At 54.7% G+C, this 21,642-nt stretch carries 18 protein-coding genes and 2 pseudogenes; 8 read left to right on the plus strand and 12 right to left on the minus strand.

The genetic code is table 11. The features are described 5' to 3' along the window. Window positions 1–746: 746 nt before the first annotated feature. From ABJ99_RS17410 to ABJ99_RS17460, 12 genes and pseudogenes are all read right to left on the minus strand, one after another. Window positions 747–2,111, minus strand: coding sequence for a site-specific integrase (locus ABJ99_RS17410; protein WP_054086879.1), 1,365 nt, complete (start codon window positions 2,109–2,111; stop codon window positions 747–749). A gap of 2 nt (window positions 2,112–2,113) precedes the next feature. Beyond that, on the minus strand, window positions 2,114–2,266 hold the full coding sequence (locus ABJ99_RS28350; protein WP_154864450.1) for a hypothetical protein: 153 nt from the start codon (window positions 2,264–2,266) through the stop codon (window positions 2,114–2,116). Between the two features lie 53 nt (window positions 2,267–2,319). After that, entirely contained in the window at window positions 2,320–2,562 is a 243-nt protein-coding gene (locus ABJ99_RS17415) for a hypothetical protein (RefSeq protein WP_147461879.1), read from the minus strand. Window positions 2,563–2,636: 74 nt separating this feature from the next. Beyond that, the gene (locus ABJ99_RS17420) at window positions 2,637–4,898 is read right to left on the minus strand and encodes a hypothetical protein (RefSeq protein WP_054086881.1); all 2,262 of its coding nucleotides are present in this window, start codon (window positions 4,896–4,898) and stop codon (window positions 2,637–2,639) included. Further along, window positions 4,891–7,164 carry a hypothetical protein gene (locus ABJ99_RS17425; RefSeq protein ID WP_054086882.1) on the minus strand — a complete coding sequence of 758 codons (2,274 nt, stop codon included), beginning with the start codon at window positions 7,162–7,164 and terminating at the stop codon, window positions 4,891–4,893. The genes ABJ99_RS17420 and ABJ99_RS17425 overlap by 8 nt, the downstream gene beginning before the upstream one ends. Before the next feature lie 443 nt (window positions 7,165–7,607). Continuing rightward, window positions 7,608–9,929: pseudogene (locus tag ABJ99_RS17430) on the minus strand (transporter substrate-binding domain-containing protein); the annotation flags it as partial. Between the two features lie 8 nt (window positions 9,930–9,937). Continuing rightward, entirely contained in the window at window positions 9,938–10,564 is a 627-nt protein-coding gene (locus ABJ99_RS17435) for a response regulator transcription factor (RefSeq protein WP_007249902.1), read from the minus strand. Window positions 10,565–10,928: 364 nt separating this feature from the next. Then, window positions 10,929–11,327 carry a response regulator gene (locus ABJ99_RS17440; protein ID WP_054086883.1) on the minus strand — a complete coding sequence of 133 codons (399 nt, stop codon included), beginning with the start codon at window positions 11,325–11,327 and terminating at the stop codon, window positions 10,929–10,931. A gap of 243 nt (window positions 11,328–11,570) precedes the next feature. After that, the gene (locus ABJ99_RS17445) at window positions 11,571–12,902 is read right to left on the minus strand and encodes a deoxyguanosinetriphosphate triphosphohydrolase (RefSeq protein ID WP_054086884.1); all 1,332 of its coding nucleotides are present in this window, start codon (window positions 12,900–12,902) and stop codon (window positions 11,571–11,573) included. Window positions 12,903–13,073: 171 nt separating this feature from the next. Further along, entirely contained in the window at window positions 13,074–13,430 is a 357-nt protein-coding gene (locus ABJ99_RS17450) for a hypothetical protein (RefSeq protein WP_024673663.1), read from the minus strand. Next, window positions 13,427–13,819: a phage holin family protein gene (locus ABJ99_RS17455; RefSeq protein WP_054086885.1), complete on the minus strand. Its 393-nt coding sequence runs from the start codon at window positions 13,817–13,819 to the stop codon at window positions 13,427–13,429. Before ABJ99_RS17455 ends, ABJ99_RS17450 begins: the two co-directional genes overlap by 4 nt. A 4-nt stretch (window positions 13,820–13,823) precedes the next feature. Then, window positions 13,824–14,138 (minus strand): ElaB/YgaM/YqjD family protein, encoded by a 315-nt coding sequence (locus ABJ99_RS17460; RefSeq protein WP_007249898.1) that lies wholly within the window; start codon window positions 14,136–14,138, stop codon window positions 13,824–13,826. Between the two features lie 279 nt (window positions 14,139–14,417). On the opposite strand from ABJ99_RS17460, the gene ABJ99_RS17465 reads away from it, so the two are divergent. From ABJ99_RS17465 to pcaC, 8 genes and pseudogenes are all read left to right on the plus strand, one after another. Continuing rightward, entirely contained in the window at window positions 14,418–15,503 is a 1,086-nt protein-coding gene (locus ABJ99_RS17465; RefSeq protein ID WP_054086886.1) for an acyltransferase family protein, read from the plus strand. Between the two features lie 143 nt (window positions 15,504–15,646). Beyond that, window positions 15,647–15,889, plus strand: a complete 243-nt coding sequence (locus tag ABJ99_RS17470) for a glutaredoxin family protein (protein ID WP_054086887.1) — start codon at window positions 15,647–15,649, stop codon at window positions 15,887–15,889. 48 nt (window positions 15,890–15,937) lie between these two features. Continuing rightward, window positions 15,938–16,867: a pca operon transcription factor PcaQ gene (pcaQ, locus tag ABJ99_RS17475; RefSeq protein WP_054086888.1), complete on the plus strand. Its 930-nt coding sequence runs from the start codon at window positions 15,938–15,940 to the stop codon at window positions 16,865–16,867. Window positions 16,868–16,994: 127 nt separating this feature from the next. Beyond that, window positions 16,995–17,714 carry a protocatechuate 3,4-dioxygenase subunit beta gene (gene pcaH, locus ABJ99_RS17480; protein WP_007249894.1) on the plus strand — a complete coding sequence of 240 codons (720 nt, stop codon included), beginning with the start codon at window positions 16,995–16,997 and terminating at the stop codon, window positions 17,712–17,714. Between the two features lie 11 nt (window positions 17,715–17,725). Then, window positions 17,726–18,328 carry a protocatechuate 3,4-dioxygenase subunit alpha gene (gene pcaG, locus ABJ99_RS17485; RefSeq protein WP_054086889.1) on the plus strand — a complete coding sequence of 201 codons (603 nt, stop codon included), beginning with the start codon at window positions 17,726–17,728 and terminating at the stop codon, window positions 18,326–18,328. A 68-nt stretch (window positions 18,329–18,396) separates the two neighbouring features. Continuing rightward, entirely contained in the window at window positions 18,397–19,746 is a 1,350-nt protein-coding gene (locus tag ABJ99_RS17490; protein ID WP_054086890.1) for an MFS transporter, read from the plus strand. 75 nt (window positions 19,747–19,821) lie between these two features. Then, window positions 19,822–21,131 (plus strand): annotated as a pseudogene (locus ABJ99_RS17495) (3-carboxy-cis,cis-muconate cycloisomerase). Further along, window positions 21,128–21,526, plus strand: coding sequence for a 4-carboxymuconolactone decarboxylase (gene pcaC / locus ABJ99_RS17500; RefSeq protein WP_054086891.1), 399 nt, complete (start codon window positions 21,128–21,130; stop codon window positions 21,524–21,526). Before ABJ99_RS17495 ends, pcaC begins: the two are co-directional and overlap by 4 nt. The last annotated feature ends 116 nt before the right edge of the window (window positions 21,527–21,642 follow it).

Below are 21,642 nucleotides of genomic sequence, written 5' to 3' on the forward strand. Positions count from 1 at the left end.
ATCGGGAGCACAGCCTCAAGCTTCAATGGCTGGTTGGGAATGTGGGGTTCATGAGGCGCTTACATATCATCGAGCCAATCTTGAACGTGGAATTTCCAAGCCCGCAACTTGAGCCCGAACGGGCGCCTAGATCAGCGCTTTGCAGTCATCGCAGACCCATTTGCCGCGCAAAGCCATTCCAACGAAGCGATCAAACTGCTGGACAACCGAGCATCTGCGTCCAATATTTTCAGGCCAGATACGGCATGCGTTCTTTCAACGCCCAATCGATCATAGTCTTCATCTGGTCCTGCTTGGCTGTGGGCACTTAGACCGTGGTCGCTGATAGAGAATTTACGCTGCCGACTTGGCGTTGTTACACAAGCATTCAGCCTAAAGTCAGACTAGCTAACGCCTTACAAAGTAGGCTCTTGGGTCAGCAAAATTTCGGCAGCTGTGTTAATTCTGCATCAGCTGCAACAGTCATGCGCCTTTCCCAACGCAACAACCTACTCGTCGAGCAGAGCTTTCCGACCGAACTGCTTGCTCGTAATGAATGGGCGGTTTAAGCGCCATGTGCGCCTAAGAATTCGAACCGATGTAAGGGTGCGGCGTGTTGCAACTGTCAGGAGAACCAAGCCGGTTCCATACCCTGCGCTTTCTTCTGCAAAGCTGGTATGTGGCAATTGGAGTCTGCATAACGGCGACAGATCAGCTGTCATCAGTACTGCGCCTAGATTTGCGCCAAACGAAGAAAAATAACCATCTCAAGCTTTACGAAGCTCATTGAGCTTCGTTTCTAAAAAGACCTCTAAATCCTCGGGCGCCAATTTTGAAACCTCCACCATAAGTTTAGTTATCGCAGTATCCAAAGCAGGCTTTAATTTCTTTGCACTCGAAGCCCGATCAATGAGCATGTTGAAGAGCTTTCTTTTGATTGTTTTTATGTAAGTGTCAAGCGATGCGCGGCTCTTGTGCCCTGAGTACTGCATAATCTCCCAAACTACCGCAGCCATTATCGTATCAAGGGATCGAAGAGGGCTAGTGCTGGCACCGATAGCATCCAATACCTGTTCCTCAAACTTTTTAGATATGTACAGATGGCGTAGTTGATGGGGGTGAGCCTTTTCTACGATACCAGCATCCTTTCTGAGGTTATTGAAAATGGTCGTGATGTATTTAATCGTAAGCGGTAATCCTGTTCTCTCGCTTATAAATAACATGTCAGCTTCAAACTTGGAAATTTTCTTCGCATGTAGAAGTGTCCGGCGTTCCGTATCAACGAAATCCATTATATCTTCGAGGATATGCCGATCCACGGGAATTTCACGAGTGGCCCCTCGCAAGCCTTTCCTTGACTGCATCGTCACGAGGGGCTGAAGTTCTCCTGTTGCCAACGCCTTCCTTAGGCTTGAGACTAGAAAGTTTCCTGCCTCAGCACGCCGTGCTCCGGTATTCTCTAATAGTTTCACCAAAATCTCTGTACGTCTTCTGATAAAAACGGATGGGATTTGGTCGATCTGAATCTTTATTTTTTCGAGGACATCATTGCCAATAGGCTGCCCACTCCTGGATTTCCCGTCGTCTTCAAGAAGGCATGGATGATCCCATGTATAGATAAAAATGAGCGACCCATTAGTGCGCCTCTTCGACGTTTTGGTAATTCGCTGTGCCTTAATGACTCCCATAGGACTTACAAAGTCAGGCTGGCCGATAGTGGTACCTAAAAAGTGCAAAAAGTCCAGTGCGAACAGCAATACTCGATTAGTGCGCCTAACTCCGGTTTTTTTTCCACGGAATCGGCGGGCTCTAAGCCAATTTCTGAAGTTCTTGAATCGATGATCGGTCATGCTAAGAAGATCAATCTGGCTATCAGAGACATACCTCAAGAGAAGAGACATCTGATTTGCATATTCGGTGATGCTACCGCCTTTATCTACAATCGAGTAGTTTTGGTCGTATAGGCGAAGAATGTATAGATTCCCGAAGAAACAGGGTTGTCCATTAGGGTAGGTGATGAATGGGATTTCGGGTGCAGTTCGATGATTAAGCTTTCCCAGATGATCCACTGTGTCAGGCAGAGTGAACTCCGAGCTTAAAGCCTTGACCACCTGAGGCGCGTAACGGTCCATACCTAGATACTCTCCAAAACGATACCCATTCCTGTCAGCATGGCAAAGATCTCGCTGATATCTAGTGCATGTCTCTCTTTAATCACGGTGGGTGGTAATGAAGCCAAGGTTTGATAGCGGCTTTGAATTTCACGAATGATATAGGTGAGGCGCATGTTATGCTCCTGTAACTTTATTAATTGCCGCTTAAGAGATCTGATTTGGCTGATTAATTCAGCTTTCGTGTCTGATCGGGGATATCTATATTTGCGACGGGTGTGCGAAGTTTGATTAGCGCATCTTTTCGCATGACATCAAAATAATCAAAGCCACCATCAATAATTTTATTGGCAGTATTTTTGAGGTTGTTTAGCGATATCGAATGCAAAATCAGCTCTGGGAGCGAAAGTGCGGCGAACCTTGCTTGAGATTGCAGTGCTGTTAAGAAAGGTAAGTGACGTTCTTCACTCACATGAGAGTCTAAAATTTCTTTCAGTAGCTCATGTTTTCGAAGGACGATTTCTACGCTAATCAGCGTTATGTGACTCACAAGTCTTTGATCTTTAATGCTAGGTTGAAATGAAATAATGTGCGGCCGTCGAGATTTTTAACTTCAAAGAAGTCAGGCTCTAAGGTGATTTTGCCTTGATCTAGGTAATCCAAAATTTTGCCCTCACATGAGTGTGATTTTATGTAGTCTTCAAACTCTGGTTGCGTTTTGACCAGGCCTTGTGTATGCATGGTTTGCATGCTCCCGAAAACTTCGTTATAAGTTTTGATGTGGACCCGTTTCACATTGTGTTCTCTGCGAAGCATATCAATAAGCTCATCAATACCTTCAATGTCTCGGTTGCCTGTTGAGAGGCTTGCCTGAATCCTGTTAGCTTTTGCTTCTTTAAGAATTCGTCCTGTTACCATCTCAGTAACATAGTGATAAAAAAGTTTCGCGTCAGTATGTCCTATCATATAACTGAGAGTTTGATAGTCTGGATTGTCCGTGCCCCAAAAAAATGCAATTGCGAAGAAGCGGCGAAGTTGATGTTGGCGAATGTAGTAACGCTTCTCAATACCCTCATCAATGACTGTGGGAAGTCGAAAATAGTCGCAAGCGGAGTTCATACAATTGTAATGACTGTAACGGTTTCCCTCGCTGACTGTTCCGGTAGGCCTGCCGATACTTTTAAAAAGTCGACCTGGTGCGTTAATCATCCCTAATGCATGAAGACGTTGATTGAAGACTTTCAGCTTCCAGATGAACGACGCGGCTATCCGGAGTAGGGGCCTTTTAAGCGTCTCACGAATTCCGGAAGCACCGGTCTTTTGACCCTTGAATACAAGGTAATACCTTGTGGACGAGTTTTCTGGCAAGCTCGGATCGCTTGCCGGGTACAAACATGTGTCGCTTTCCAAAAATGCGACTTCGTCCCGACGCCTCGCCATCGTTGCACCGAGTACTATAAGAACAGAGCCAGTCAGCACCTGGTAGAGGTCGACCAGTGAGGAATTGTCTCGCACTTGGTCATAATAGCCTGCTTCCGATCTAGGTATCGCCCAACGATTGATACCCTGAGCTAGCGCAGTTTCGCTAAATCGGCTTCTAGCAAAATCTTGGAAATTCTGACCATAATCACTGGCATGAAACTTAGCTTTAATGCTTTCATAAATTTCTTGCAGGATCCAATCGGCATTAACGATGGCGAACTCAATACTGCTCCTGAGCGCTTGGAGTACTACTTCAACAGGTGCGGTCCGATAACGGCCTGTCTCCCTATAGTCTTTTCCTGCTATGACACGATCTTTCGTAATTCGCTGCAACATTTCCTTGTCTATGCCGGTGCAGCACTCGTTGATCAAACCAATCTTACGAAAGGTCTGAATATAGGATGATAATCTGCGATGTGATGCACCATCATTCGCTGCGGCTCTTACTTCTACAGGGGGGAATTCACCCCTATAGCGTGTTTCGCCTAAATCTAGTTCAGGGAAGTGGTCCGGCTTGATAGTACGTCCATTGAAAGTGTTTTTATAGATATCAGCAATTATTGGGGCCGCACGTAGCGATTGGACACCGAGCACATCAGTGTAATAACCGTTTTTTTTGAAAAATACTCGTGCCCGAATAAGCTCTTCATCGTTAAGCTCAAGTATTCGTAAAGTTTCAGAGATGTCGGAGATCGAGTCGTCGGCATCAATCGCGCTCCTTACTTGTAACTTAGAAACTTCGGAGGTGCGCTGTTTTATCCACGTGGTAATGCGGCCAGAGTAATCATAAATGACTTCGCTTATTGGTTTTTTTGTAATTCCATCCAGCAGCGAAAGTACGCTATTGTCATTGATCAGCGATAGTCCAAATTCACATATTTTGAATCGATCGCCGTTCAGTAGCATCCAATCTGCTATCTGTAAAGCTCTTGTCATATTTAAATATGCTACGTAAGGTGCAAAAGTCTGCCCTCCGGTATAACGTGGGTGAATTTGGTAAGCGAAAAAATATTGAAAGGTTAAGAGCAAGTTTTTGTTCTTAGTGTCGAGTAGGTTGGATCCGTCATAGAGTTCGATGTCGAAGTCTATAACTCTGGTCAGCGGCGGTCGATTTTCTACCGGGATAAAAAAATCCCATTTCGATCCGTAGAACTCGGTCCCTGGAGCAAACCAGTAAGGTTTCGTTATGCTGCTCCCGATCGGCATATGGGAAAATACAAAATCTCGCAGCGCACGTGCGTTCTCTAGTGGATCGCCAGCGGGCAGCTGGAAATCCGCTAGTGCCTCTTGCGTTAATCGATTATTTTGATCAGATAAGCTAGGCATGTAGAATATCCTTGATTTTATCCATAAGTGTTGCGCTGGGATTGGCCTTGGAGAATAGCAATAACACGCTTCTTGAACAGTAGCTCGCCAGTGTGCCCTCTTTGTGGAGATGCACTGCTTGGTAAAGAATCGTTGCGACCCGATACCATCGCATTGCCGATGTGACTATCTCTATTCCTGTTTTGAGAGCGGCGGAAATTATCTCGTAAATGCACAGTAAAATTTCTAGTTTTGCAAGATTAAGCTCTATGTATAAGCGGTCATGCTGAAAGTCTTCAAGTCCATTGATTGGTTGGTAAACAGTTGTTTCGCTGTCTGGGACTATCTTATAGTGTTCTTTGTGAGTCAGAAGAAAGTCGTTGAGTTCCTCAAGTGTGTTGAAGTCCATAGCATGAAGCAGGTGGGGGCTGTCTTTCATTGCCTCGTACACAATTGCATTCTGGAATATCCTGAGCCAATGCTCCATCATAAAAAAACGAAGCACGCTAGGAATATAGCCTTCCCCCGCTTTCGAGTTGCCGGGTGCATGCCCTAGTGCTATTGCTACAGCTTCCATGCTCATGGTCCGAAGAAAGACTTGAATCGCTACAGCATCTCGCAGAGTTCGCAGTGAAAGTCTTGCGATAATTCTTCTCACTCGCTCGGAGGGAAAAGTTTCGCTGATTTCACTCAGCATTAAATATCGAAGAGGAATGTCAGAGTCTAATCTACCCACAGGGGTGATAGTCTCTATAGGTATTGGTTTCTGCAATCCCCTGCCTCCGCTCAGAAAAAGACGACGGTGGGAGTCGTCGCCGATTGAACGAAGATAGTCACGCGCATCCGTCGTAATCGAGATGATCTCGTCGAAAATACGTTTTGAGGTCTTTGTAAGTACTATTGACTGCTGTTCATGACCTTTGGCACGAGGCTTGAAACCCGTAGCGATCCAATCACCACCTGACTGCGTGTAGTTGACTTGCTGGCCGGAACTATCAAATAGCTCAAATTCAATTAGCCATGGGGGAGTTATTATCGGATGATGCTGTACTAACAAATGCATAAAAGGAAGCATTGTATGCGCTCTGAGCGGCTTAACGAATTTCATAAAGTCGCGCCGCGTGATAGCACTGAATATTCCGGTTTCGTCTATATTGTAAGTGTAAGTTTGCCAAGTGCGTAAAATATCGTGCTCGGTGAAGTCATTCCCAAATTCTAAACCGCGAAAATTTGTAATAACCTTTCCTGTTTTCGCTTTTTCATTTCTCTCATGATAGCTACTCATCTCCGCTTTGCACGCGTTCATGCAGCATTTTTCTACGAGGCTTAGTTCGTCGTTTACAGCGGCTTCAAAAGCGTTGAAAGCTTTTTCGTCTGAAAAGGTCAAAGGTATATCAATGAACGCTTTCTCGAAAACAGTCTGTTCTTCTTTGACGTCATGCTCAGATGCGGACACATAAGTTGGGCAGAGTAAAGGCCATTCTGGCGCAGACATGATTGCCGTTTCAGTGAGAACGTCTTTGAATAGGCCAATTGTCAAAGGCCATACATCGTAGAAGCTTTTAAGATTGAAGCTGTTAGAGATCGTGTAAGATTTATGTTTTGCAAATAATAGTTCTACAAACTCATTTACTTTTATTCCGTCCTGTAGTGATAATAAGTTTTCTCGTCTAGGGTACAGCATGCACATCAAGTTAAAGATTCGCTTCAGGTGCACTAATTTTGTGGCGCAACTATTGTGCGAGAATTTTATAAAATGACTTTGGATTAAGTCTAGGGTTTGGTTTGTGAAGTGCTCTCCATAACTTATGTAAATGTCGATCAGATTTAAAAATTTTATCTTGCCCTCTCTGCACTCAACCCACCAGCCGGAGTAGTATTTAACAATAGATACATGCTTTTTTATATTGTCATAGAAGTCAACGCTCTTTTGCTGTCGACTGTGAAGCGTGTTTTTAATTCCGCGGTTTTCTCGGGTCCACTCGATGCCTATTGTTGCGGCTAACAGTCTTTTTGATTTGTTGCGTATTTTTGCAACTGCGTCTTCTGTAAGTTTTGTATTGGCAAGTAAGAATCCTTCTAATCCTTGTAGTACAACATCGATATCTTCCAGAGATGATATTGTTCTTTCGTCAAGATACATCCCGACTACGTGTAAATACGAGTTGAGGTAGGCAATGACATTAGGTTCGACTTTTAAGTCTGAACAAGCTTTGTCAATTTTTTCCTGTGTGTCAGGTGCAATGGCTAGTAGCGGGTAGTCAAGGAGGCGAGAGGTAACAATCATGACTTTACAGGATTTGAGGTGGTTCGGTATTTGAAGTCTTTCATCTAGACTTGGTCAAGACCTTTTTTCGGTTTCTTAGTTATTTCACCACGTGTAATACGTGGTCCAGATAGTATGGCTTTTTTGGCTCGAAGATTGCTACTTTGGTTTTGGTATCTTGTCTATTATTGGGCGCTGAAGATTTTGTATCTATGATTCTGTAGCTGTAATTGTGTTTGTAGATTGCTGCGAAGGTGGTTGCCTACTAAGGTTTTCAAAGGATGAGATCGCTTAAGCCTCCTAGGTATTGTATTGGTGTCGGATTTTGTAAGTGTTTTACTGTGTATATAATATGCTGCTTAAGAACGCTCACAATGACGGTCGTCAAAACATAGAAGATAGTAGACCTGGGTTTTATAAGGGTTTTGGCTTGTTTGACGACTGGTGTGAATAGCAAAACCCATCATGTCGAGAATATCGCCGATCAGGTCCAGCAGCTCGTTGGCCGAGCTGTAGGCTACTTCGATGGCGGGGCGATCCAGCTCGCCATGATCGGCGCGTTTGAGTGCCAGTTCGAGCATACCGATCACCGCGTTCATGGGCGTGCGGATTTCATGGCTCATGGTGGCGAGGAAGGTGCTTTTCGCGCGGCTGGCGGCGTCCGCCTGCTCCTTGGCCGCCTGTAGTTCTTCGATGAGCTGGCGACGCTCGCTGATATCGATCCAGCCGCCGATGATGCCTTGTACTTCGCCCAGCGAGTCACGAAACGGCAGAATCCAGTGGTAGATGGTCAACTGACGGTCGCCAATGCGCATCGGCCGGTCAAGGATCAGCGCCGTGTTGCTGGCCATGACCCGCTGATAGTCGGCAGCGTATTCCCGTGCTTCGAAAGCATTGCCCAGTACGCCTTCGGTGGCGCTCTTGCCGATGATGTCTTCACGCCGCGCTGAGAAGGTGGTGAGGTAACTGTCGTTGCACATGCGCAGCAAACCATCGCGATCGCGCACGTAGATCGGGTGGGGCGTGCCATCGACCAGCGCGCTCATGAATTCGAACTGATCGCTCAGCGCTCGCTCGGCGGCTTCGCGCTGGCGGATCTGCTGGCGCATCCATGCGTTCCAGGCCAGCAGGCCGATCAGCAGCAAACCGGCACCTATCACAATCTGATAGATCAGGCGCTGATAATCGTGCCATTTGGCGCTGGAGGGTGTGTAGGCGCGCCAGCGATTGTTGATTGCAGCCAGGTCCTGAGGCGCGATGCTGGCCAGCGCCTTGTCGAGAATCGAGCTCAGCTCGATGGCGTCGCGTGAGGTTGCCATCGAGATCAGCGCCGGTTCTTCGCCAATGGTGGCGCTCATGTGCAGGCGCTCTTCGAAGATGCCGGACGACAGAAAGTAGTTCGCGCTGAGCAGTGACGTGACCGCTCCTTCGGTCCTGCCCACCGCAAGCATGTCCAGCGCCTGGAACGGGTTGTCTATTTCCAGCGGCACGACCTTCGGGTATTTGCGTCGCAGCCATTCCAGCATCGGGCTGCCCTGGGTAATGGCCAGACGCTTGCCATCCATCTGTTCAAGATAACTCGGTGAGCCCTGGCCCTTGCGAGTGACCAGCACGAACGAATTGTCGATGTAGGGGCGGGTGAAGCTCAGGCGGTCCTCGCGTTCTTCGCTGGAGACCAGCGCACCGATCATGTCCGCCTGGCCCTGACTGACCTGGTTTTGCATGTCGGTCAGGCTCGGCGAGCGCTTGACGTCGAATTTCAGCCCGGTACGCAAGCGCACCAGTTCGAGCAGGTCGGCGGTGATGCCGCGAAAGTTGCCCTTGGCGTCGAAAAAGGTCAGCGGAGCGTAAGCCTCGTTGACCACTACCCGCACAGTCGGATGCTGGGCGATCCAGCGTTCTTCGCGTTGCGTCAGTTGCAGCTTCTGGTCGGTGAGCATCAGATCGTTGCCGGCACTCCAGCGCCGGGATATGTCGATGCGTTCGTCGACCGGAATCGCCTTCAGCGTTTGATTGATGACGTCCAGCAATCGCGTGTTGTCGTCGCGCACGGCAAAACTGAAGCCATTGGCTTCGTGTTTGCCGAAACTGGCCATCTGTACGTTGTTCAGATAGCCCTTGTTGATGATGTATTGCGTTGAAATCGTGTCGCCGACAAAGACGTCGGCCTGATTGAAAGCGACCGCGTTGATCGCATTCTGAAAGGACGGGTAGGTCTTTAGATTGGCGCCGGGGTACGTGGCTTCGACATCGGTCGGCGGCAGGTAGTGATAGACCATGCTCAGGCGCATGCCTTTCAGGCCGTCGTTCAGCGGACGTGTTTCGCCGATCCGCGTCACCAGCACCGGCTGATCCACCGAATAGGGTTGGGACAGCCGGATGTTGCGCTCCCTGACCTCGAAGCCATTGGCCGTGCCCAGCAGGTCGATCCTGCCGTCGACCAGTGCCTTGATCGCAGCCTCGCGGTTTTCGAAGCGCTGAACCCTGATCGGCAGGTCCAGAGCACCTGAAATGATGCCGGCGTAATCGGCGGTTATACCCTCGTAATCGTTGCCGGAAATGGTGATGTCGAACGGCGGGTAATCAGGCGTCGACGTACCGAGGATCAGCTCGCGTCGCCCTCGCACCCACTGCCATTGGCCGCTGTCCAGCTTCACGTCCATGTGAGCCGGGCTCGAGCGACCGAGCAAGGTGTAATGGTCGGCCGCCTCGGGGCTGGCCTGGACAGCCAAGGCCAGGCACAGGCTTGTGGCCAGTATTAATAATTGTCTCAAGCGCTTGGACATCCGTTATCTCACACTAGCGCGTTACGTTTTGCCATCTCGATAAGTTCTACCAAGGTTTTGGTTTTCAGTTTTTGCATAAGACGGGTTTTGTAAGTACTCACCGTCTTGTTGCTCAGAAACATGCCTTTGGCTATTTCCTTGTTGGAGCGTCCCTGCGCGAACAACTGCAAGACCATCAATTCGCGATCGTTGACCAACTTGAATAACTCCAGCTCGCTCGGATTTCCATCTTCACGAACCGCACAGGTCAATGCCTGGCTGGGAAAGTAATTGTAGCCGGATAATACTGCCTTCACCGAACTGAGCAGTTCGCTCAGGTCTTCCTGTTTGCACACGTAGCCAGACGCTCCTGACTGCATGCAGCGAATCGCGAACAGATTGGGGGTCTGCGAGGTCAGCACCAGAATTTTGGAGGGCAGACCCATGGTGTTGAAGCGGGCCAGCACTTCAAGCCCGTCGAGCTTGGGGATGCTGATGTCGAGGATGATCAGGTCGGGCATGCATTCGCGAACCATTTGCATTGCATCGACACCGTTGTCGGTCTCACCCACCACTTCATAATTTTCGTTCTCCAGCAGCATTCTTACAGCCAGCCGAATAACAGGGTGGTCGTCGATGATAAAAACTGAGTTCATATTTTATTCCATACAAGCAGCGAAGAAAGCGCGCACCTTAGCTCAGATGATCGTGCAGGCACATGAAGAGACTTGGTCGGCAGGCATATATAGGAAAAGTCCTACAGTAATTAACGTATAGGAGTACGTAAATGCCTACGTTGAACCGCGCTGCGTTTAAAATTCAAAGCGTGTTTCTGTATGTATCCGTTGCTGATTCACAACCTGTTTATAACCGTCTGGAATCATCATTCATGTTAAGTGTTGCTTTCCTACAGTTCGGAAAGTGGATTCGGGATCGGGTCGTCCCTTTATCGCCCGGCATGTAAGCCCCGATCAATGACAGTGTCGCTGTAGTGCTGCCGAGTCGGGCAGAGGCTGCGGCTTATTCCTGACCGGACAGCGTATCGAGCAGGCGACTCAGGTCAGGCCCGTGCAGGGGCTTGCTCAGGTAGCCGAGCAGTGGCAGGTTGCGCTTCGCGGCGCATTGTTGCAGGTCTTCGAGTTGCGCATCGGGCAAGCCGCTGAGCAGGATGGCGCGGCGTGCCAGGCCGTAGCGGAAAGCCTGGCCGATGAGTTCGAAACCGCTCAGGTCGGGCAGGCACTGGTCGCACAGCAGAAGGTCATAGGGCTCGGGGCTGCGCTGCATGGCGGCCATCGCTTCCGCCGCAGTGAGGGCCGGTGTCAGCAGAAAGTAGCCCTGATTGTTGAGCAAAACCTGGGTGGCGATCAGTTGGAAGGGATGATCCTCGACCAGCAGGATGCGCAGATTGTTTCTGGACATGATTTTTCCGGAAGGGCGTTGGCGATGCCGCTACGCATCGTCAGGCGCCATGCGAACCCGTAAGCATCGCAGGCAGGTGGATGAAGTGGCGGGAATTATTGAGGGATGCAAGAAAAGCTGCGATAGGATTCGTCTGACAAACGTGTAGGGCGCATCCGTATTTTCGGGGTTTGCCAGAGGGTCGAGCAAAAGCGACCGAACGCCCGTCGGCAACCGCGCGGGCGTTCGGGCTGTCGATGAGGGCTAGATTTGCCCAGAGCGTCCGGTCATTTCTCTGGCCATTTCACCTGCGTAGCTGTCAGTCATTCCAGCGATGAAGTCGATCATGCGCAGGAAAGAGGCGTGCAGTGGCGCTTTGGGGTCCGGCGCGCTGTTGCCCAGCAGGTCGAGAATCCGCCGGTGCTTGAACGAGGGGGTCCTGCCGCCAAACTGTTCGAGCGCTGCACCGCAAAACGCGTTGAGCAGTATTTCCAGCGTGGTGTAGGCCCCGATTTCATGCAGCGTCTTGCGCTTGTCCTGGAATATTTTCTTGCGAGCCATGTCCTTGGCGCTCAAGACGCAGCGTTTGGCGGGTCCGTGCATGTGCTCGACCAGATCACCGGGCAGAGTGCCCGCGAGCAGCGCGTCCTGCTGTTCGACAAACGCCCTCGCGGCGGCGTTGGTCAGATGCTCGATAGCCTTGCCGCGCAGGATTGCCAGTTTACGGCGTCGCGAGTCGCCCGGGCCGAGCTGGCGATAGGTCTCCGGCAGATCATCGCCGACCAGCCCGAGCAGCAGTGACTCCACTTCCGCGTAGTCCAGCAGGTCCATCTCCAGACCGTCTTCCAGATCGATCAGCGCGTAGCAGATGTCGTCGGCGGCTTCCATCAGATAGACCAGCGGATGCCGGGCCCAGCGCTGGTCTTCAAGCTGCGGCAGACCGAGTTTGCCAGCGATCTGCTCGAGGATCGGCAGCTCGCTCTGATAACAGCCGAACTTGTGCTTTTTGTACCCCAGCGAGTCGGCATGCCGGGCGGTCCACGGGTATTTGAGGTAGGTGCCCAGCGTGGCGTAGGTCAGGCGTGTGCCGCCGTCGAACTGGTGATACTCAAGTTGGGTCAGGACCCGAAAGCCCTGCGCATTGCCTTCGAAATTGAGAAAGTCGTTGCGCTCGGTCTCGCTCATCGCGTCGAGCCAGCCGCGCCCGGCCGCCTGATTGAACCAGTTGCGAATCGCATCCTCGCCCGAATGGCCGAACGGCGGATTGCCGATGTCATGCGCCAGGCAGGCAGATTGCACCACCATGCCCAGGTCGCTGGGGTCGCACCAGTCGGGCAGGGCAGAACGCAGGGTTTCACCCACGCGCATGCCCAGCGAGCGGCCGACGCAGCTGACTTCCAGCGAATGCGTCAGGCGCGTGTGAATGTGATCATTGCTCGACACCGGATGCACCTGAGTCTTGCGGCCCAGACGGCGAAAGGCGCCGGAGAAGATGATACGGTCGTGGTCCTTGTGAAACGGACTGCGCCCCAGTTCTTCGGGGCTGTGCAGGGGTTTGCCAAGTCGTTCGCGGTTAAGCAGGGTTTGCCAATCCAAGGCGGTCACTCCGTCAAAAGTCGTTGCCTAGCTTCCCGGTTCGCCACGCCCGCCGCAAGGGCTTGAGGCGGTATACACCGAAACAGGCCACATGAAAAAGCAAATGCCCGCCCCGGAAATCCGGGGCGGGCACGTACATTCAAGCTTGATTCACACAGCGCGCCGCAGCAGTCAGAGTCGTTTGTTGCGATTCTGAATGGCACGGCTCTGCATGGCCACCTTGATCAGCGGCGTCAGGGTGATGCCCAGTTTCAACAGACGGCCCAGCAGGCTGGTGCGTCCGGTCTTGGCCCGCTTGCCGCTCAGGAAACCGAGCAGGGCGACCGAGCCTACGCCCCAGAGCGGCGCGTGGCGGAAACCCAGCGCGCTTTTCCAGTCGTGCCGAATGCCACGGAAACGTTGCAGCGGCTGCAACAGTTGCGTGGATTCGTGGCGTATCTCCTGACGGTGCATCTCCATGCGCAGGCGGATCAGTGCCTTGCGCAATTCGCGTCGGGTGTTGCTCTGGTGCGACTTGGGTTCACTCATGGCATCAATCGCTCACGGTCGTTGGCCAGTTCTTCGAGGGTCGCGTGAAAGGGTGACGACTCATCGAAAATAGCTGACTTCAGGCGCAATCCGCAAAAGATGGCGGCCAGGAAGTAGAACGTACACAGGCCGATGATTCCGGCCAGTCGGTAGCTGTCCCATAGAACGATCAGCAGCAAGGCCGAGAGCCCGGTCAGCAGCAGCAGGCCGAAGACCAGTGCCAGCCCTGCAAACAGCAGCAGACTGACGGTGCGCGCTTTCTGCTCCTGCAACTCGATGCCGAACAGTTCCACGTGGGTGTGCAGCAGGCCAAGGAAAGCAGCGCCGAGGCGCCGCGGTGAAGAGCCCTGAGTCCCCTCGGGCGGTGCTGATTCCGTTCCAAGAGTCATGATGTTAGCGCCTTGTAGCCAGCAGACCGATCAGGAAGCCGACGCCTGCGGCGATGCCGACCGACTGCCATGGGTTGTTTTGTACGTAGTCTTCTGTCGCGATCACTGCCGCTTCACCGCGCTCACGCAGCGAGTCTTCGGTGGTTTTCAGGGTTTCCTTGGCACGCAACAGGCTTTCGCGAATCTGGCCACGCAGCTCATCGGCTTGCTCACCGGCCAGCGACGCGGTGTGCGCCAGCAGTTTTTCGGTGTCGGCAACCAGGGTCTGGAAGTCTGCTCTCAGGATTTCCTGAGCATTCTGTGCGGTTTGACTGGCCATGATTTTCTCCGTTTAGGTGGCGTATGGATGGTTCGAGTGCAGGCGATTCCTGAAGGTTCACTTCGATTGGCGCATCGCGTTCCATCAGGCGGCCTGCCGCCGCTGCACCTTACTCCAAAACCGCCCGTCAGGAAAAACCGGCAGTGCAGGAAGATTTGGGGGTTCCGTATTTCTGGCCTTTGGCTATGCTCCACACGCGTCACCCTGTACCAGGGCATAAAAGCGCGCCGGGCGTGGCATTCACAGGGTTTTGAAAATACCGAGAAGATGGAGAAAGGCATGGAGCGGCTGTATTCCCTGCAAGGTCTCAGGGGCGTTGCAGTCCTTGGCGTGGTGCTGTTTCACATGATGTCGGTAGAGAGCAAATTTTCCGGTGGCGATATCCTGCTGCCGCCGTGGCTCGATTTTTTTCAGCTGGGTGTCGACCTGTTCTTTGTCATCAGCGGGTTCGTGATGGTGATTGTCAGCCGGGGCCGCTTTCAGAGCGGCGTGGAAGCGCAACGTTTTCTGTTCAATCGGCTGTCGCGCATCTACCCGACGTACTGGCTGTATTTCTTCATCACCCTGGCGGTCTATCTGGTGCAGCCGGGGATGGTCAACAGCGGGCATGGTTCGTCCAACCTGCTCATGTCGTTTCTGCTGCTGCCCAATGACAAGGTGCTGTTGGTGATGGTGGCTTGGTCGCTGCTGTTCGAACTGTGGTTCTACGTGGTGTTCTCCGCCCTGCTGCTGTTGCGCGAACGCCTCTTGCCGATGCTGCTGGGCAGTTGGGCGCTGATCATCCTGGTCTTCAACGCGCTGGCGGACTGGCAGGACTATTCGTCCGCGCTGAAAATCATCCTGCACCCTTACTCACTGGAGTTCATCATCGGGGCAGCGCTGGCGCTGTTCTTTTATGGTCGTCACAGCGCGCGCTTGCCGACGGCCGGGGTGTACGCCTTGTTAGGCGTGGCTTTGCTGCCGGGCATAGCGCTGATCGGGCACTGCCGGCTGTATGACAGCCAGGGCTTGTGGCGCATGTTACTGGTTGGTGGCACATTCGGCTTGCTGGTGCTGACCCTGGCCTTGCTGGAGCGCCGCAAGCGGCTTTCGGTGCCGGGCTTTCTGGTGGTCGTGGGTGATATGTCCTACACCGTTTATCTGTCTCACCTCCTTGTACTTGGCGTGATCGGCCGGATCTGGAGTCTGGTGGGCGCGTGGCAGCACAGCTATCTGGACAATCTGGTGTTTGCCCTGCTGATGATGGCGGCAGCGATCTGCTACGGCTGGGTGGGTTATCGTGGCTTCGAGAAACCCGTGCTGGACCGCGCCAATGCGTTCAGCAGGCGGCATTTCAGGACGCATTCGAAGAAAGCAGCGGCCTAGGGTCTGTTCCCGTTATCAGCACGCGGCTCGCGATGAAACGGGAACAGACCTGGCCATTTTGCGCCTGCCTGACAGCTCGACGTTGTCCGGCACCCGGCCTAGAATGATTTCCGGCCAGACGTATTGATTGCGAGGATGCACGCATGCCACCCGAATGCCAGCTGCTCGGAACTCCGGGGTGCCACCTGTGCGAGGTCGCCGAGTCGGTATTGCTGCCGCTGGCGATCGAGCACGGTTTGATGGTTGAACTGATAGACATCAGCGGAGACGAACACCTGTTCGAGCGCTACGAGCTGTGCATCCCGGTGTTGCGTCGTATCGATACCGGAGAAGAGCTGGAATGGCCGTTCGACGAGCCGCAGGTGGTGTCGTTCCTGAGCCGTTGATTTCATCATTCAACTGCATTTTCTTCATTACTCTGGACCTGCCGCGCCATGAATATCGATACCCGGATCAAATTCCGCCATTTGGTGTGCTTTCTTGAAGTGGCGCGTCAGGGCAGTCTGGCGCGCGCCTCGGATGCGTTGTCGATCAGCCAGCCCGCTTTGTCCAAAAGCATCAAGGAACTGGAAACCCTGCTGGCGACCACGCTGTTCATACGCAGCAAGAGTGGTGCCGCGCTTACCGAAGCCGGCGTGGCCTTCATGCGCTTTGCCGGGCCAAGCGTTCAGGCCCTGCGTGAAGGGGTCAGCAGCCTGCGTTCCGGCGAGCATGAAACGGTGACCGCGCGGCTGGGCGTGCTGTCGACGGCCGAGAGCCTGCTGGTTCCGGAGGTGGTCAGTCGTCTGCATGCGAAGCACCCGGCGTTGATCGTCAGTGTGATGACCGGGCCCAGCGCCTATCTGTTGTCGCAATTGCGGGTGGGCGAGCTGGATCTGGTGGTCGGGCGGATGACCGACAGCCCGCAGATTCAGGGCCTGACCTTCGAACATCTGTACAGCGAGTCGATGACGCTGGTGGTGCGCACCGACCATCCGTTACTGGACGCGCCGCTCAAGCGTGAAAGCCTAGAGCGGTTTCCGCTGGTGCTGCCTCTTGCCGGCACCACCATCCGCAAGTTTGCCGACAGCCTGTTCGTGCAGTGCGGAATCCAGATGCCCCGTCAGCGTCTGGAAACGCTTTCTCTCAGCCTGAGTCGTCGTTACGTGCAATGCAGCAACGCCATCTGGATCGCGCCGCTGGATGCGGTTTCGCTGGAGTTGCAAGGCGGCACGCTGGTTGAGCTGGACATGGGCATTCGTGAACCGGGCGGCTCGGTCGGGCTGTGCAGTAACCCGGCGCTGCCGTTGACCCGCGCGGCGCAATGGTGTGTGGATGAGTTGCGCAGTCTCGGGGCAGCATACTGCCAGGCGCAGCATCCATAACCATGTGGTTATGGATGGATGGGTTTATTTCAGTTCTCCATAAGCATGAGTTGCGCGACACTTTGCCGCAGCCTGTAGCGCAGGTGATCGATGCCTGCGCGCGCACAAGAAAAACAAGGAGAACGCCATGTCTGCCGCGGACAACAGCCGCTTCGTCATTCGTGACCGAAACTGGCACCCGAAAGCCCTGACCCCGGACTACAAGACTTCGATCCTGCGCTCGCCGCGCCAGGCGCTGGTCAGTATTCCGCAATCCATTTCCGAGACATCAGGCCCGGACTTTTCGCATCTGCAGTTCGGCCCGCACGACAACGACCTGTTGCTCAATTTCAATCACGGTGGCTTGCCGATCGGCGAGCGCATCCTGATTGCCGGTCGGGTCTGCGATCAGTACGGCAAGCCGATCCCCCATACGCTGGTGGAAATCTGGCAGGCCAATGCGGGCGGTCGCTACCGTCACAAACGCGATGCCTACCTGGCGCCTATCGACCCCAATTTCGGCGGCGTCGGGCGCGCACTGACCGACAGCGAAGGCAATTACAGCTTCAGGACCGTCAAGCCCGGTCCGTACCCGTGGCGCAACGGCCCCAACGACTGGCGTCCGGCCCACGTGCATGTGTCGATCAGCGGCCCGTCGATTGCCACGCGGTTGATCACCCAGCTGTATTTCGAAGGCGATCCGTTGATTCCGATCTGCCCGATCGTCAAGTCGATCACCAACCCGGATGCGGTGCAAAGCCTGATCGCCCGGCTTGATCTGGCGCTGGGCAACCCGATGGATTGCCTGGCATATCGCTTTGACATCGTGTTGCGCGGGCAGCGCAAGACGCACTTCGAAAACGGCTGAGGAGGTTCGCCATGCCCGTACAACTGCTGCAAGAAACCCCTTCGCAAACCGCTGGGCCTTACGTGCACATCGGTCTCGCCCCACAAGTGGCCGGCAATCCGACCCGCGAGCTGGAGATCTGGAACGAGCTGGCCAAACCTGACGCGCCGGGCGAGCACATCGTGCTGCTGGGCAACGTCTTTGACGGCAACGGTCACCTGATCCGCGATGCGTATCTGGAGTTCTGGCAGGCCGATCATCAAGGCGTGTATGACAACGAGTTTCACCCGGACCGGCCGTTCAATGGCTTCGGCCGCACGGCGACCACCGACGACGGCCAGTGGTTGCTGAAAACCATAAAACCGGGCTCGGTGCGCAATGCAGCGGGCGTGGCGATGGCGGCGCACATCAACGTCTCGCTGTTCGCCCGTGGCATCAATATTCATCTACAAACGCGGCTGTACTTCGACGACGAGGCGCAGGCCAATGCCATCGACCCGGTGCTGAACCTGATCGAGCAGCCGCCGCGTCGCGAAACCCTGATCGCGCGTCGCTGCACGCATGACGGCCAGTTGGCCTATCGTTTCGATATCCGCGTGCAGGGAGAAGACGAGACGGTATTTTTCGATTTCTGAAGCAGTTTGCGTGCGTTTCATGGCGCCTGCATCGGCAGGCGACCTTATAAAAATAAAAGGACACCGACATGACGCTTTCAGCCAGCGGGGCTGCATCGGGTACGCTCGACGTTCAGGCTTTCATCAACGCACAACCGCTGTCCGGGTATCAGTGGAGAGTGGTCGCCCTGTGTTTTCTGATTGTCTTTCTGGACGGCCTCGACACGGCTGCGATGGGCTTCATCGCACCGGCGCTCAGTCAAGACTGGGGTATCGACCGCGCCAGTCTGGGCCCGGTGATGAGCGCGGCACTGATCGGCATGGTCTTTGGCGCATTGGGTTCCGGCCCGCTGGCTGACCGTTTCGGGCGCAAGTGGGTGCTGGTGGTCGCGGTGTTCCTGTTCGGTATTTTCAGCCTGGCATCTGCCTACAGCAGCAACATCGATCAGTTACTGGTGCTGCGCCTGTTGACCGGGCTGGGGCTGGGTGCAGCGATGCCCAACGCCACCACGCTGCTGTCGGAGTACACGCCGGAGCGGCTCAAATCGTTGCTGGTGACCAGCATGTTCTGTGGTTTCAATCTGGGCATGGCGTGTGGCGGCTTTGTGTCGGCCAAGCTGATCCCGAGCATGGGCTGGCACAGCTTGCTGATGCTCGGCGGAATCCTGCCGTTGATATTGGCGCTGGTGCTGATGGTCTGGCTGCCAGAGTCGGCGCGCTTTCTGGTGGTGCGCAACCGTGGCGCCGAGCAGGTGCGCAAGGTGCTGGCACCGATTGCTCCGAAGGTGGTGGCAAGCGTCACTGCGTTCTCGGTTCCCGAGCAGAAAACCGTGAGCAGTCGCAATGTGCTGAAAGTGATCTTTTCCGGCACTTACAGTGCGGGCACGCTGTTGTTGTGGCTGACGTATTTCATGGGCCTGGTGATTGTCTACCTGCTGACCAGCTGGTTGCCGACGCTGATGCGTGACAGCGGCGCGAGCATGGAGCAGTCGGCGTTCATCGGTGCGCTGTTCCAGTTCGGCGGGGTGTTGAGCGCCGTGGGTGTCGGCTGGGCGATGGACCGTTACAACCCGCACAAGGTGATTGGCATCGCCTACGCGCTGGCGGGTGTGTTTGCGTATCTGGTCGGACAAAGTCTGGGCAATGTCGCGGTGCTGGCCACGCTGGTGCTGGTCGCGGGCATGTGCATCAATGGCGCGCAGTCGGCGATGCCGTCGCTGGCGGCGCGTTTCTACCCCACTCAGGGCCGCGCCACGGGCGTGTCGTGGATGCTCGGGATCGGGCGTTTCGGTGCCATTCTGGGTGCATGGGCCGGTGCTACGCTGCTCGGCCTGGGCTGGAGCTTCGAGCAGGTGCTCACGGCGCTGGTGGTCCCGGCTGCCGTGGCCGCGCTGGCGATTCTGATCAAGGGCTGGGTCAGTCATGCCGACGCCACCTGAAACCATTCAATCTGGAGCGCTGATGTGAGCAGACCGGGTAACCAACTTTTCGACGCCTATTTCACTCAGGCAGACATGCGTGAAATTTTCTCGGACCAGGGCCGGGTGCAGGGCATGCTCGACTTCGAGGCCGCCTTGGCTCGGGCCCAGGCGCGGGTCGGCCTGATTCCGGCCAGCGTCGTGGCCGATATCGAGCAGTGCTGTCGGGCCGAACTGTTCGATTTCGATGAGCTGGCTATCGCCATCGGCAGCGCTGGCAATTCGGCGATTCCGCTGGTCAAGGCGCTGGGCCGGCAGATTGCCGCACGCAGCCCGGAAGCCGAGCGCTATGTGCACATGGGCGCGACCAGCCAGGATGTGATGGACAGCGGGCTGGTGCTGCAACTGCGTCAGGCGACCGTATTGCTCGAGCACGATCTTGCGCAACTGGCCGAGGCGCTGGCAGAACAGGCGCAGCGTCATGCGGGGACGCCGCTGGCCGGACGCACCTGGTTACAGCAAGCCACGCCCGTCACCCTGGGGATGAAAGTCGCTGGCTGGCTGGGCGCGGTCACTCGCCATCGGCAACGCCTGGCCGAGCTAAAACCGCGCCTGTTGTGCCTGCAATTCGGCGGTGCTTCCGGCAGCCTCGCGGCGCTGGGTGATCAGGCGTTTTCGGTCGCTGAAGCTCTGGCGGGTGAATTACAGCTGCAACTGCCCGAGCAGCCCTGGCACACCCAGCGTGACCGGCTGGTGGAGTTCGCCAGCCTGCTGGGCATGATCGCCGGCAGCCTCGGCAAACTGGGGCGTGACGTCAGCCTGTTGATGCAGACCGAAGTCGGAGAAGTCTTCGAACCCTCCGCGCCGGGCAAAGGTGGCTCGTCGACCATGCCGCACAAGCGCAATCCGGTGGGCGCAGCGGTGATGATCGGTGCCGCCACACGGGCCCGGGGCTGGTCGCAACGATGCTGGCGGCCATGCCACAGGAGCATGAGCGCAGTCTGGGCCTATGGCACGCTGAGTGGGAAACGCTGCCTGAGCTATGCTGCCTGGTGTCCGGTTCGCTGCAACAGGCGTTGCAGGTAATACCCGGTTTGCAGGTGGACGCCGAGCGCATGCGGGTCAATCTGGAATCCACCCAAGGCCTGGTGCTGGCCGAAGCGGTGAGCATTGCGCTGGCCCGGCGTATCGGCCGTGACGCCGCGCATCATCTGATAGAACACTGTTGCCGGCGTGCGGTGGAGCAGGGCGCGCATCTGCGGCAGGTGCTCGGCGAAAACCTGCAGGTCAGCGAGCAGCTTTCATCTGACGAACTGGATCGCTTGCTCGATCCGGCCCACTACCTTGGCCAGGCCCGACTGTGGGTCGAACGTGCCGTGGCTGAACACACAAGGATTTCCCGATGACCGAAGACGAACGTTACCAGGCCGGCATGCAAGTGCGCCGTGCGGTGCTGGGCGATGCGCATGTCGATAACAGCCTGAGTAAACTGACGCCGTTCAACGAAGAGTTTCAGGAGATGATCACCCGACACGCCTGGGGTGATATCTGGACGCGCCCTGGGCTGCCACGCCATACCCGAAGCCTGATCACCATCGCCATGCTGATCGGCATGAATCGCGAAGGCGAGTTGCGCCTGCATCTGAAAGCCGCAAAACACAACGGCGTAACCCGTGAAGAGATCAAGGAAGTGCTGATGCAGAGCGCGATCTACTGCGGCATTCCGGCGGCCAACGCGACGTTTCACCTGGCCGAAGCGGTGTGGGACGAGATGGGTGTGGAGTCGTTGCAGGAGGACTGAGAAGTCGCATAACGATGAGTGCTGCAGCGCGATGTCATGTCTACCCGCAATCACTGCCCATAAACGAAAGCGCTCTTTTATCGCGATGGCACTGACGACGCAGAGTGCGACGTCAG

The organism is Pseudomonas syringae pv. cilantro (genome assembly GCF_001293775.1).
Taxonomy (GTDB): Bacteria; Pseudomonadota; Gammaproteobacteria; order Pseudomonadales; family Pseudomonadaceae; genus Aquipseudomonas; species Aquipseudomonas syringae_P.